Below are 13,051 nucleotides of genomic sequence, written 5' to 3'. Positions count from 1 at the left end.
CGACTACCAGAGCGGACGTCGATGCGTCATCACAAAGCATCGTTCTGGAGTCCCAGATGACTTGATCGATAAATCGAAAGGATGCAGCCATGCGCTATAGACCGTTGGGCAAGACTGGCCAATTTGTTTCCGAAATCTGTTTAGGCACGATGACGTTCAGTGGGGGCCAGGGCTTCTGGCGCACGGTGGGGACTGTCGACCAGGAAGGCGCAACGGCCCTGGTGGCTCGTGCCCTTGAAGCCGGTGTCAACTTTTTCGACACCGCCAACGTCTATTCGGAAGGGCAATCGGAAGTACTGCTGGGCCGCGCTTTGCGTGATCTTGATGTCCCCCGCGAAAACGTGATCATTGCCACCAAGGTGTTCGGCCGAACAGGCCCCGGTCCCAACTCTGCCGGACTTTCACGCGGGCACATCATGGACCAGGTCGAGGCAAGCCTGAAGCGGCTCGGTGTAGAACATCTCGACCTGTATCAGATTCACGGCTTCGATTCGGTAACACCTGTCGAGGTGACATTGCGAGCACTCGACGACTGTGTGTCTCAGGGCATGATTCGTACCCTGGGCTGCTCCAACCTTGCCGCCTGGCAAATCATGAAGGCGCTGGGCGTCAGCGAGCAGCGCGGCTTTGCCCGTTTCGAAACAGTCCAGGCTTATTACACTCTGGCGAGCCGCGATCTGGAACGCGAAATACTGCCGCTCTGCGATGACCAGGGCCTGGGTGTAATGGTGTGGAGCCCGCTGGCCGGCGGGCTGCTGTCCGGGAAATTCACCCGGTCGACGCAGAGCCCCGAGGGCGCACGCCGCTCAGCATTCGACTTTCCTCCCGTAGACCGGGAGCGGGTTTATGACCTCGTTGACGTGATGACCCCCATTGCCCAGGCACACGGCGTTTCGATTTCAGCGATCGCGCTCGCCTGGTTATTGCACCGCAAAGGCGTGATGAGCGTCATCGTCGGCGCCAAGACGCTGGAGCAATTGGACGACAACCTTCGTGCCAGCCAAGTGCGTTTGACAGACAAGGATATCGCCACGCTGGACGAAGTCAGCCAGCCACACCCCGAGTACCCTGGCTGGATGCTCGAGCGCCAGGCGGATGAGCGTTTACCCACCCGCGATTGATGGCCTCAGCGGGCACCAGCCTTTGGCTGGGCGCCCGCGACCCTCAACTCAACTGCTCGATCACCCCACCCGCCTTGAGCTGCCCCAACTGCTCCGCCGACAACCCCAGGCGCTCGCCGAGTACCTCATCGGTATGCTGCCCCAACATCGGCGCCGGCCTCACATACTCCACCGGCGTGCCCGACATCTTGATCGGGCTGCCGACCATGGCGAACTCCGGATTCTTGGGATGCGGGATCTTCACCATCAACCCACGGGCAATCACCTGCGGTTCTTCCAGCGATTGCGCGATGTTGTTGATCGCCCCTACCGGCACCTTCGACGCGTGAATACTCGCCACCCACTCGTCCGCCGTACGCCCCAGGAAGTGCGCCGACAACAGCTCGACAATCTCCGCCCGATGCGCGACCCGATCGGCATTGCGCCGAAAGCGCGGGTCGTCCGGCAGGTGCGGCAAGCCAATGCTGTGGCACAGCGCAACAAACTGGCTGTCGTTGCCGCAGGCAATAATGAAGTCGCGGTCTGCCGCACGGAACACCTGGTACGGCACGATGTTGGCGTGGGCGTTGCCGTACCGCTCCGGCACCTTGCCCGAGGCCAGGTAGTTCATGCTCTGGTTGGCCAGGGTTGCCACTTGTACGTCCAGCAGGGCCATGTCGATGTGTTGGCCGACGCCGGTGCGTTCGCGGCTGAGCAGTGCGGCCTGGATGGCGACGGTGGAATACAGCCCGGTCATCAGGTCGGAGAACGCTACGCCGACTTTTTGCGGGCCGCCGCCGGGCAAGTCGTCGCGCTCGCCGGTGATGCTCATCAGGCCGCCGATGCCCTGGATGATGAAGTCGTAGCCGGGTTCTTCGGCACGCGGGCCGGTCTGGCCGAAACCGGTGATGGAGCAGTACACCAGCCGTGGATTGACCTCGGCCAGGGTCGCGTAATCCAGGCCATAACGCGCCAGGGAGCCGGCCTTGTAGTTTTCGATCAGTACGTCGGAGCTGGCCGCCAGGGCTCGCACCAGTTCCTGGCCTTCAGGGGTGGCGAGGTCGATGGCCACGGATAATTTGCCGCGGTTGGTGGACTGGTAATAAGACGCTTGCCCGGACGACTCGCCGGTGCCGGTCTTCATCCACGGCGGGCCCCAACCGCGGGTGTCGTCTCCGCTTTGTGGCCGTTCGATCTTGATCACTTCGGCGCCGAGGTCCGCCAACACCTGGCCACACCAGGGCCCGGCCAATACCCGGCTTAAATCCAACACCCGCAAACCTGTCAATGCACCCATTATTCTTGTCCTGTGATGAATCGAAATCAGCCGACTGCCGGCTCTTCATGACGCAGGGAAATCCCCAGCACTGCCCGCCGCCGCAGCCAGGGGCTGGGGCGATAACGTGGGTCGTGGGTGAGCTCGCTCATGCGCTGCAAAATCGTGAGGATGCGCCGTGGCCCAAGGGCATCGCCCCAGGCCAGCGGACCCTGCGGGTAACCCAGACCGAGTTGTACGGCCTGGTCGATGTCGTCGACGCTGGCGATGCGTTGCTGGGCGATATCGCAGGCCAGGTTGACCACCATCGCCAAGGTGCGCTGGGCGACGAAGCCGACGCTGTCGCCGATCACCGTCACGCCCACCCCGTCACTGGCGAGCAGCGCGTGGGCGGCGTCGCGGGAGGTGGTGGAGGTCAGCGGGTTTTGCATCAGCGTGCGATGGCGTGACAGGTCAGTCAGCAGGTCGATGCACAGGGTGCGCGCAGGGTCGGTGTGGAAGCGCTCGCTGGCCGAGGTGGCGTCGAGGCCGTACGGCGCCAGCAGGCACAGCGCCTCAGGCGAAGGCTGCGCCGCGCTTTCAAGGTGCGCGCCCAACTCGATCACCAAGGCGCTCAGGCGCTCGTAGTCGTCAGCGTTTTCGGTGGCGATCCACACTGGCGGCAACTGCTTCACCGAAGGCACCGGCTGCGGCTGCGGGCCATCCACCATCTGGCCATTTTCATAACGGTAGAAGCCCTGCCCGCTCTTGCGTCCCAGTCGTCCGCCCACCAGCATCTGGCGGGTCAGGGGCGACGGTTTGTAGCGCGCTTCTTGATAGAACTGGTTGTAGATCGACTCCATCACCGGGTGGGAAACGTCGAGCCCGGTCAGGTCCAGCAGTTCCAGCGGGCCCATGCGAAAACCTGCGCCCTCACGCAGGATACGGTCGATATCGCCGCGCTCGGCAATGCCTTCATCGAGCATCTTCAACGCTTCGGTACCGTAGGCACGGCCGGCGTGGTTGACGATAAAGCCCGGGGTGTCCTTGGCGCGCACGCCGCGATGGCCGGTGCGGGCCACGAAGGCCAGCAGGTCGTCGCCGACCTTCGGCGCAGTGGCCAGGCCGTCGATCACTTCGACAACGCGCATCAACGGCACCGGGTTGAAGAAGTGCAGACCGGCGACCCGCTCAGGGTGTTGGCAGCCGGTGGCGATGGCCGTGACTGACAACGACGAGGTGTTGGTAGCAAGGATACAGCCCGCGCTGACCACGCCTTCCAGTTGCTGCAACAGGCCGCGCTTGGCGTCGAGGTTTTCGACGATGGCTTCCACCACCAAATCGCAATCGTGCAACGCCTCGATGGTGGCGGCGACTTGCAGGTTCGCAAGCGTTGCGTCCACCGCTGCCTGGGTGATCTTGCCCTTGGCTGCCAGCTTCGAGAGTGTGGCGCCGAGATTATCCCGAGCGGTTTGCGCGGCGCTTTCGCGGGCATCGAACAAGCGCACCAACACGCCGGCCTGGGCAGCAATCTGTGCAATCCCGGCGCCCATCACGCCGGTGCCTGCCAGGCCCATGATCTTGATCGAATCGGTCATGTTCATTCCCCCAGATAGTTCGCGGTGCGTTTTTCGAAGAACGCCGCGGCGCCCTCCTTCTGGTCTGCCGAATCGAACAGCAGTTGAAAGGCCTTGCGCTCCAGCACCAGCGCGCTTTCCAGCGGCAGGTCGGCGCCGGCGAGCATCACTTCCTTGATCTGCTCCACCGCCAGTGGCGGCAAGGCGGCGATCTGCGCAGCCAGTTCCAGGGCGCGGGGGATGGTCTGGTCATCCGCCACCACTTCGCTGAGCATGCCCATGGCCAGGGCTTCCGGCGCCTTGACCATGCAGCCGGTCAACGCGATGCGCATGGCCTGGAACTTACCCACGGCGCGCACCAGGCGCTGGGTGCCACCGGCGCCCGGCATCAGGCCCAGCTTGACCTCGGGCTGGGCAAACCGCGCCGACTCTCCGGCGACGATCAGGTCGCAATGCATGGCCAGCTCACAACCGCCGCCCAGGGCAAAACCATTCACCGCAGCGATCACCGGCTTCGGGCAACGGCTGATGGCTTCCCACAAATACTCGGTGTGCCGGCGGTACATCTCGATCGGCGTGGCGCTGGCGAACTCCTTGATGTCGGCACCGGCGACGAAGAACTGGTCGCCGCCAGTGAGCACGATGGCGCGCACATCACGGCGCTTGGCCAGGGCACGAAAGTGCTCGGCCAGTTCTTCGCGAACCTGGGCGTTCAAGGCGTTTTTCACGTCGGGACGGTGGATGCGTACCACGGCGACGCCATTGTTCTGGACGTCGAGGTGCACTACGGGTGGGTCGAGGCTGGCCACAAGCTCTCCTGCTGCAATGTTCTTGTTAGTTCGGATATCGGATGTTTCGCTATGCGAAACAACATTCCGTATTTAGCGATAATCATAAGGACCGACTCGTCGCGATGTAAACGTAAAAACCTGAACCGCCCATAAATCGGGCTATAACTCGTTGTTTAGACGGGTTTTATTAAACAAAAAGACAATCACCCGCGAAGTTGATTAGTTTCGCTGTGCGGAATACAATTTTGTTTTGTTGATTTTATAAAAAAAGGGGGACTAACATGCGCCGTCGAAACCTGGACCCGAACACACCCGAAACACCGGCCGGCAACCACGCATTCGAGCACTTGCTGATTGATCCGATGAATGCCGACGAGGAAGAAGACAAGGACCGCCAGTTCGTTACCGCCCTGGCACGCGGCCTGGAATTGCTGCGTTGTTTTACCCCCAGCGAAAGCGTGCTGGGTAACCAGGAGCTGGCGCGCAAGACCGGGCTGCCAAAGCCGACGATTACGCGGATGACCCACACGCTGACCCGCTTGGGTTATCTCAAGCACCTGCCGCAGTCGGGCCGGTATCAGCTGGATGTAGGGGTGATGGCGTTCGGTTACGCGATGCTTTCAAACCTGTCGGTGCGGGCCGTGGCCCATCCGCTGATGGAGACGATGGCCAAGTACGCCCAGGCCGCGGTGGCCATGGCGACCCGCGACCGTTTGGACATGGTGTACCTGGACGTGGTCCAGGGCGAAGCCAACATGACCATGCGCCGCCAGGTCGGTACACGGTTGCCGTTGCACTTGAGTTCCGCAGGCCGCGCCTGCCTGGCCGCGATGCCGGAAAACGAGCAGGAATTTATCCTCGACCATATCCGCCAGCGTCATCTGGAGAATTGGCCGGGTATCAGGAAGGGCCTGGAACGTGCCTTCCGGGATTACACCGATTTCGGCTACTGCATGTCGATCGGTGAGTGGCACCGCGATGTAAACGCCATCGCCGTACCGCTGCTGCATGCACAACATGGGCTGCTGACGTTCAACTGTGGCGGACCGAGTTTTCACCTTTCCCGGGAGAAACTCGAGGACGACATCGGGCCCCGTCTCAAGCACATGGTGAACAACATCGAGGCCGCCGCCCGCTAGACAGATCGGTGCAAGGCCTCGGCAGATTGACGACAACAGGCCCGCCGAACGGGCCGCTGAGGAATGCGCATGATCCGAGACCCCGAAACGCTTCATCTGTTGCTGGAAACCCTCCAGCAGTTCGTCAACGAAGCGCTGATCCCACGGGAAAACGAACTGGCCGAGGCCGATGACGTCCCGGCGGATATCGTCAGCCAGTTCCGCGAGTTGGGCCTGTTCGGCCTGACCTTGCCCGAAGCCTACGGCGGCCTCGGGCTGACCATGGAAGAAGAGGTCAACGTGGCCTTTGAACTGGGGCGCACCTCGCCGGCATTCCGCTCCTACTTCGGTACCAACAACGGCATCGGCTCCATCGGCATCCTGCTGGACGGCACCGAGGCGCAGAAACAGCACTACCTGCCGAAACTGGCCAGCGGCGAGCTGCTCAGCTCGTTCTGCCTGACCGAACCCGACTCCGGCTCCGACGCCGCCTCGCTGAAAACCACAGCAGTGCGCGACGGTGACCACTACGTCATCAACGGCACCAAGCGCTTTATCACCAACGCCCCCCACGCCGGGATCTACACCGTGATGGCCCGCACCAACCCGGACATCAAGGGCTCGGGCGGCATCAGTGCGTTTATCGTCGAGCGCAACACACCGGGCCTGTCCCTGGGCAAGCGCGACCACAAGATGGGCCAGAAAGGCGCCCACACCTGCGACGTGATTTTCGACAATGTGCGCGTGCCGGCCGACCAGTTGATCGGCGGCGTCGAAGGCGTCGGGTTCAAGACCGCGATGAAGGTGCTCGACAAGGGCCGCCTGCACATTGCCGCGGTGAGCGTCGGGGCTGCCGAACGCATGCTCAACGATGCCCTGCATTACGCCCTGGAACGCAAACAGTTCGGCCAGCCGATTGCCGAGTTCCAACTGATCCAGGCGATGCTCGCCGACAGCAAGGCCGAGATCTACGCCGCCCGCTGCATGGTGGTGGACGCTGCGCGCAAGCGTGACGAAGGCCTGAACATCGGCACCGAAGCCTCCTGCTCGAAGATGTTCGCCACGGAAATGTGTGGCCGGGTGGCCGACCGTTGCGTGCAGATTCATGGCGGTGCCGGGTATGTAAGCGAGTACGCCATCGAGCGGTTCTATCGCGATGTGCGTCTGTTCCGGCTGTATGAAGGCACCACGCAGATCCAGCAATTGGTGATCGCCCGCAACATGATTCGCGAGGCCAAACACTAAACCCCAGGAACAACACTGGACCAATGTGGGAGCTGGCTTGCCTGCGATGCAGACAACTCGGTCTGTCAGTAACACCGCGGCGATGCCATCGCAGGCAAGCCAGCTCCCACAGCGATCGTGTTCCAACCGCATTACCGCAACACCCATAACTTGTGCCCTAACAACTACAACAAGGTATCGCTATGGAAGTCGCCGCTTCGGCGGGTGCGTTGTCGCCCGCGAAAAACAACCTGTGGATCATCGTATTCATCTTCTGCTTCCTCGGCCTGCTGATCGACGGTGCCGACTTGATGCTGCTGTCCTACAGCCTCAGCAGCCTCAAGGCCGAGTTCGGCCTGACCAGCGTCGAAGCCGGCAGCCTGGGCAGTTTCACCCTGGCCGGGATGGCCATCGGCGGGATTTACGGTGGCTGGGCCTGTGACCGTTTTGGCCGGGTGAAAACCGTGGTCTGGAGCATCGTGCTGTTCTCCGTCGGCACCGCGATCCTGGGCATGACCCACAGCTATTGGCAGTTCGCGAGCACGCGCTTCTTCGCCTCCCTTGGGTTGGGCGCGCTGTATGTCGCGTGCAATACGCTGATGGCCGAATACGTGCCGACCCGCTATCGCACCACCGTGCTCGGCACCCTGCAGGCCGGCTGGTCGGTGGGTTACATCGTCGCCACCTTGCTCGCGGGCTGGATCCTGCCGAACCACGGCTGGCGCTGGCTGTTCTACGTGGCGATCATCCCGGTGATCCTCGCCGTGCTGATGCAACGCCTGGTGCCGGAGCCGCAAGCCTGGCTCAAGGCCCAGGCCGAACGTGCCCGGGAAAAGGCCGAGGGCATCAAGCGCGTGTCGGCGAAGAAACCCGAGGGCATGTTCAAGCTGATCTTCAGCGACCCGAAAGCCAGCCGCATGTTTATCCTCTGGGCGCTGACCGCAGGCTTCCTGCAGTTCGGCTATTACGGCGTCAATAATTGGATGCCGTCGTACCTGGAAGGCGAACTGGGGATGAACTTCAAGTCGATGACCAGCTACATGGTCGGCACCTACGCGGCGATGATTTTCGGCAAGATCCTCGCCGGGCTCGCGGCAGACCGCCTGGGCCGGCGCCTGGTGTTCGCCGTCGGCGCGTTGGGCACGGCGATTTTCCTGCCGGTGATCGTGCTGTTCCAGAGCCCGGACAACATCCTGTGGATGCTGATTGTGTTCGGCTTCCTGTATGGCATTCCCTACGGCGTGAATGCGACCTACATGACCGAAAGCTTCGAAGCGAAATTTCGTGGCTCGGCAGTGGGCGGGGCCTACAACATTGGCCGAATTGGCGCAGCGGTGGCACCGGCCGCCATTGGGTTCCTGGCGTCCCATGGCTCGATCGGCGTTGGATTTTTGGTAATGGGCGGCGCCTACTTTATCTGCGGCGTGATCCCGGCGCTGTTTATCCGCGACAAGCAGTTTGATCCGCAAAAACAATAAGCTCCACACCGGGGCCAGCGGCAACGCGGCCCCGGCTATAAGACGTGCGGCAGTTATACCCTTCGGCAAACCGGGCTAGACTATACGTCAGTCCTACGGAACTGAAGGAACAGTACGACGCTCTCACCCAGCCTGTAAGACAGTTTTGTGCTTAGGGGCTCATACACTTATGAAAACACCGACCCAGACCAACGCAATTGACTTCGACAGCGCCAAATTGCAACGCCTGGGCTTTGGTCAGCCTTCCCTTTTTACACGCCGCCCCACTACCGCTGCGCAACTTCGCCAGCAGTTGGGCATGCAATTGCAAACCAGCCTGGAGCCGGAGCACATCCTTGCGCTGTTCTTCCGCGAGATCCAGCGCCTGGTGCCACTGGACGCCCTGCAATACCGTTACGAAGCCAGCGACCTGCGCCTGGAGTACGGCCACCGCGGCCATCATTCGGTGAGCTATGCCCTCAGCCACGAAGGCGAGCACCTCGGCGAACTGGTGTTTCGGCGCAATCAACACTTCATGGAAGACGAGTTGGCCAACCTGGAATCACTGCTGGCCACCCTGCTCTACCCGATGCGCAACGCCCTGCTCTACCGCGCGGCGACCCGCAGCGCCCTGCGCGACCCGCTGACCGAAACCGGTAACCGCATCGCCATGGACCAGACCCTGCAACGGGAAATCGACATGGCCCGCCGGCACCTGCAGCCGCTGTCCTTGCTGATGCTGGACATCGACCATTTCAAACACATCAACGACACCCACGGCCATGCCACGGGCGACAAAGTGCTCAAGGCGGTTGCCGCCTCGATCAAGAGCCAGTTGCGCAATGTGGACATGGTGTTTCGGTTTGGCGGGGAAGAGTTTCTGATCCTGCTGTCCAACACCGGCCGGGATGCGGCGTCGATGGTCGGTGAGCGCCTGCGCCACGCGGCACAGGCCCAGGATTACTGGGCGGATGAAGAACGTATCGAATTGACCGTGAGCCTGGGTTGCTCGACCTTGCTGGCAGGCGAGTCCGCCGAGAGCGTATTGCGCCGGGCGGACAACGCCTTGTATGTGGCCAAGCGCGAAGGCCGCAACCGCCTGGCAATGGCGGGGTAACCGCTTGACTTCAGAGTAACCCCGCCCTCACGCGACTTATGCTTCGCTGGCAACCAGAGTCGGTTGCTTACGGGTGGCAGTCGCCGATTTTTCCAACTGCATGCAGCGTTCCAAGAACAGGTACATGTAGTCGTAGCTCTTGCACACCGCCTGACGCAGCTCTACCTGCAGTTCCTGGGTCGGGTTCATGCCGGCCAGGGTGCAGATGATTTCCAGCGCTTCCCACGGATGAGCATCGTCGTACTGGGCATGCATCTTCAGCCACTTCATGGCGCGTTTGCGGTCTTCCTCAGGGAAAGCGGCAGCATAGACGCCGGTGGAACACACCACGGCGGACCACTCCCCAGTGGCCCCCTCGATGGCGTAGTTGGTGGCGGCAATCGCGACAATCAGCGAATCGGCCGAGCTGGTGTGCCAGCACCAATGGCTGAGTGCGTGCAGCTCCGGCGGCACTTCCTGTGCCTGCAACTCTTCCAGGCTGACGCCGTGGGCGCGGGCCCAATGCACCCAATAATCGGCATGGTTGAGTTCCACGCGAATATTGCGCATCAGCCAGCGGCGCGCCATATCCTCCCCAGGATGGCGGGCAAATTTGGTCTTGGTGAGGTTCTGTGCCATGTACAACGCAAACTGTTCAACCACTGGCCAGCCACCAATGAGGTAGTGGCGCATGGTTTTGGCACTGAGCTTGTTATCGCGCATGCGCTGGTACAGTTCGTGTTCGACAACGCGACGCTTGCTCTCGCTACAGGCCTGGATCAACTGCTGTGCCCAGGCGGGGTAACTCGAGGCTTCCATAAGCGGGCCGGTTCTGTTGAATGTGTCGATCACTGTCGGGCTCCTTTTGATTTGTGATATGTACAGACCAGCAAATGTTTCATCGGAACGTGCCAGGCGCCTTGAATAACAGAGGCTGCGGTCGCACAGGTCGACACTGCAAACTATCAAAGGTAAACAACTGCGGTCGCTCGATCAGGTATCCCTGAGCGTAGTCAACCCCGATCTCAAGCAAGGCTTGTTCGATCTGGGGTGTCTCGACAAATTCGGCAATTGTGCGCTTACCCATGACATGACCGATGTGATTGATCACTTCGACCATAGCGCGGTTAATCGGGTCGTCCAGCATATCCTTTACGAAACTTCCATCGATCTTCAAGAAGTCTACAGGTAAATGTTTAAGATATGCGAACGAGGACATCCCGGCGCAGAAGTCATCGAGGGAGAAATGGCACCCTAACTCTTTGAGTTCGTTGATAAAACGAATTGCACTACCCAAATTCGCGATAGCGCTGGTTTCTGTAATTTCAAAACAAATCATTTCTGGTGGAATGCCATAGGCGCTGAATTGCTCACGCAAGAAACCCAGAAAGTCCTCGTCGCCGATGGTAATGCCTGACAGATTGATCGCACACATGGCCATGGGCCGGCCCGGGCGCTCGCGCATGCAGCCTGCGACGATCTTGAACACGTTCTCCACCACCCAGCGGTCCAGGGAGGTCATCAAACCGTAACGCTCGGCCGCCGGGATAAAACTGTTCGGCAGGATGATCCGCCCCGCCTCGTCATGCAGCCGCAGCAGGATTTCGATATGCCCATTGCCGTGCTCGGTGTGCCCCAGCGGCGCAATTTCCTGGGCGTACAGGCAAAAGCGGTTCTCTTCCAGGGCCATATGCAGGCGCTGCACCCAAGCCATTTCGCCAAAGCGCAGGGACAATTCCGAGTCATCGGCGTGATACACCTGCACCCGGTTGCGGCCTTTTTCCTTGGCCATGTAGCACGCCATGTCTGCGGCCCGCAGAGACGTTTCCAAGGTGGTCGGGGCTTGGGTGATGTGCACCAGGCCGATACTCACGGTGGTGAGAAACGGCCTGCCCTTCCATACAAAATGCAGGCTCTGCACGGTATGACGCAGGCTTTCGGCGATTTTTTCCGCCACCTGCGCCGGGCAGTTCTCCAACAGGATGCCGAACTCGTCGCCCCCCAGCCGGGCCAGGGTGTCGCCTTCGCGCAGGTCCGACTGCAGCAGCGCGCAGATATGCCGCAACAGCTCATCCCCTGCGGCATGCCCGCAGGTGTCGTTGACCAGCTTGAACTGGTCCAGGTCAAGGAACATCAAGGCATGGCGCCCGCTTTGCTGGCGCCCGACGTTGTGCAGCACCTGCTCCAGGCGGAACTCAAACTCGCGCCGATTGGCCAGGCCGGTCAAGGCGTCGTGAGTCGCCTGCCAGGACAGGTTGGCGATGTACTGCCGCTCCTGAGTCATGTCGTGCAGCACCAGCACCGCGCCGACGACTTTGCCGGCATTGCGGATCGGCGCCCCCACCAGGGTGACGGACACGGTGCTGCCGTCCACGCGCTGAATCAGCTTGGAATGCTCGCTGCCCCCGCCGAGCTGGCCGCCCAATATGCGTTCGATCAAGGTAAAGCCGTCGGCCTGGGCATTTTCATCCAGCAGGTTGAACAGCGCCGCCAGCGGCAACCCCTGGGCCTGGGCGCCTTTCCAGTGGGTCAGGGCTTCGGCGGCCGGGTTCATATACGCAATGGCGCCGTCGACATCGGTGGTGATCACCCCGTCGCCAATCGACTCCAGGGTTATCTGCGCCCGCTCCTTTTCTAACTGCAGCGCGTCGGCAAACGCGTGCCGCTGGGCCAGCAGCTTGTGGGTGCGCAACAGCGCCAGCACGATCAAGCCCAGCGCCGTGGCCAGGTTGGTCACCAGCAGCAGGCGCAGAATCATCCGCGAGCCTTCGCCCAGGGCGTCACTGAAGGCTTTGGCGGCCGGGGTCACGCCGTCGTTGATGGCGAAAATCCGTTCCTTCCAGGCGTGCACATCGGCGCTGCTGACCTGATCGGCCAGGATCGCCCGGTGCATCTCCTGCGCCAGGTCGTCCAGTTGCAATAGATAGCCGTCACCCACCGTCCACAGCTCGATGGCCTTTTCCAGGTAACTGAAATGGCGAAAGTTGAGGTATAGCCAGATCAGGCTGGAAACGTCGTCACGGTGGTTGCCGCCCTTGAGGATGCCCGAGCGCGCAGCGTTCAGGTCCGGGGTCGGGCGGTCGAGGGCCACCCGCAGTTCATGCCCGCCCTGAGGCACGGCAATCGCGTTCTGGTATTTGAGGAAGGTGGCTTCGTTGCGGTTGTCGGCGTACAGCGTCAGGTAGAAGATCGCGTCTTTCTGGCCCTTGGACCACAGGCTTTCGCCTGCCACATAGCCGCGCACCGCCGAGAGTACGTAGAGACTGACGCAGCCTAACAATGCCTGGAACAGCACGACAGCGATAAAAGGCCACACAATGCCCAATAACCGAGGGGTTCCGAGAGTCTGCTTATGCTTCATGAGGTCCCTTGCACATGCACAACTAAAATACGCACGCGAGTGAAAACCGCTCCTGATAGCTCAGCGTAGGCT

10 protein-coding genes are annotated in these 13,051 nt (G+C 61.4%); 5 read left to right on the top strand and 5 right to left on the bottom strand.

Annotation, left to right across the window (positions count from 1 at the left end; translation table 11 throughout):
* Nucleotides 1–89: 89 nt before the first annotated feature.
* Nucleotides 90–1,121 (top strand): aldo/keto reductase, encoded by a 1,032-nt coding sequence (locus tag ACUN0G_RS08690; protein ID WP_445573127.1) that lies wholly within the window; start codon nucleotides 90–92, stop codon nucleotides 1,119–1,121.
* A gap of 43 nt (nucleotides 1,122–1,164) precedes the next feature.
* Here the strand turns inward: ACUN0G_RS08690 and ACUN0G_RS08685 are convergent, their stop codons facing one another.
* Genes ACUN0G_RS08685 through ACUN0G_RS08675 form a run of 3 tightly spaced genes read right to left on the bottom strand, consistent with a single transcriptional unit; the run spans nucleotide 1,165 to nucleotide 4,741 of the window.
* Entirely contained in the window at nucleotides 1,165–2,397 is a 1,233-nt protein-coding gene (locus tag ACUN0G_RS08685; RefSeq protein WP_445573126.1) for a CaiB/BaiF CoA transferase family protein, read from the bottom strand.
* Between the two features lie 26 nt (nucleotides 2,398–2,423).
* Nucleotides 2,424–3,953 (bottom strand): 3-hydroxyacyl-CoA dehydrogenase, encoded by a 1,530-nt coding sequence (locus ACUN0G_RS08680; protein WP_445573125.1) that lies wholly within the window; start codon nucleotides 3,951–3,953, stop codon nucleotides 2,424–2,426.
* Between the two features lie 2 nt (nucleotides 3,954–3,955).
* Entirely contained in the window at nucleotides 3,956–4,741 is a 786-nt protein-coding gene (locus ACUN0G_RS08675; protein ID WP_445573124.1) for an enoyl-CoA hydratase, read from the bottom strand.
* A gap of 263 nt (nucleotides 4,742–5,004) precedes the next feature.
* On the opposite strand from ACUN0G_RS08675, the gene ACUN0G_RS08670 reads away from it, so the two are divergent.
* The 4 genes from ACUN0G_RS08670 (at nucleotide 5,005) to ACUN0G_RS08655 (ending at nucleotide 9,639) form a co-directional block, all read left to right on the top strand.
* Nucleotides 5,005–5,862 carry an IclR family transcriptional regulator gene (locus tag ACUN0G_RS08670; protein WP_445573123.1) on the top strand — a complete coding sequence of 286 codons (858 nt, stop codon included), beginning with the start codon at nucleotides 5,005–5,007 and terminating at the stop codon, nucleotides 5,860–5,862.
* 69 nt (nucleotides 5,863–5,931) lie between these two features.
* Nucleotides 5,932–7,086 (top strand): acyl-CoA dehydrogenase family protein, encoded by a 1,155-nt coding sequence (locus ACUN0G_RS08665; protein WP_421553379.1) that lies wholly within the window; start codon nucleotides 5,932–5,934, stop codon nucleotides 7,084–7,086.
* 182 nt (nucleotides 7,087–7,268) lie between these two features.
* Entirely contained in the window at nucleotides 7,269–8,543 is a 1,275-nt protein-coding gene (locus tag ACUN0G_RS08660) for an MFS transporter (protein WP_445573122.1), read from the top strand.
* Nucleotides 8,544–8,712: 169 nt separating this feature from the next.
* Entirely contained in the window at nucleotides 8,713–9,639 is a 927-nt protein-coding gene (locus ACUN0G_RS08655; protein WP_445573121.1) for a GGDEF domain-containing protein, read from the top strand.
* A 36-nt stretch (nucleotides 9,640–9,675) separates the two neighbouring features.
* On the opposite strand, the gene ACUN0G_RS08650 is transcribed toward ACUN0G_RS08655, so the two are convergent.
* Together ACUN0G_RS08650 and ACUN0G_RS08645 are read right to left on the bottom strand one after the other, a co-directional pair.
* Nucleotides 9,676–10,437, bottom strand: coding sequence for a TenA family transcriptional regulator (locus tag ACUN0G_RS08650; RefSeq protein WP_371916619.1), 762 nt, complete (start codon nucleotides 10,435–10,437; stop codon nucleotides 9,676–9,678).
* A 79-nt stretch (nucleotides 10,438–10,516) separates the two neighbouring features.
* Nucleotides 10,517–12,979, bottom strand: a complete 2,463-nt coding sequence (locus ACUN0G_RS08645; RefSeq protein ID WP_445573120.1) for an EAL domain-containing protein — start codon at nucleotides 12,977–12,979, stop codon at nucleotides 10,517–10,519.
* Nucleotides 12,980–13,051 lie beyond the last annotated feature (72 nt).

Source organism: Pseudomonas sp. 32A, assembly GCF_052682255.1.
This window is presented reverse-complemented; position numbering and strand designations above follow the sequence as displayed.

Excerpts from the sequence above, each read along its gene's own strand:
- ACUN0G_RS08690 (WP_445573127.1), top strand. The coding sequence starts at position 90 with ATGCGCTATAGACCGTTGGGCAAGACTGGCCAATTTGTTTCCGAAATC.
- ACUN0G_RS08685 (WP_445573126.1), bottom strand. The coding sequence starts at position 2,397 with ATGGGTGCATTGACAGGTTTGCGGGTGTTGGATTTAAGCCGGGTATTG.
- ACUN0G_RS08680 (WP_445573125.1), bottom strand. The coding sequence starts at position 3,953 with ATGACCGATTCGATCAAGATCATGGGCCTGGCAGGCACCGGCGTGATG.
- ACUN0G_RS08670 (WP_445573123.1), top strand. The coding sequence starts at position 5,005 with ATGCGCCGTCGAAACCTGGACCCGAACACACCCGAAACACCGGCCGGC.
- ACUN0G_RS08665 (WP_421553379.1), top strand. The coding sequence starts at position 5,932 with ATGATCCGAGACCCCGAAACGCTTCATCTGTTGCTGGAAACCCTCCAG.
- ACUN0G_RS08660 (WP_445573122.1), top strand. The coding sequence starts at position 7,269 with ATGGAAGTCGCCGCTTCGGCGGGTGCGTTGTCGCCCGCGAAAAACAAC.
- ACUN0G_RS08655 (WP_445573121.1), top strand. The coding sequence starts at position 8,713 with ATGAAAACACCGACCCAGACCAACGCAATTGACTTCGACAGCGCCAAA.
- ACUN0G_RS08650 (WP_371916619.1), bottom strand. The coding sequence starts at position 10,437 with ATGGAAGCCTCGAGTTACCCCGCCTGGGCACAGCAGTTGATCCAGGCC.
- ACUN0G_RS08645 (WP_445573120.1), bottom strand. The coding sequence starts at position 12,979 with ATGAAGCATAAGCAGACTCTCGGAACCCCTCGGTTATTGGGCATTGTG.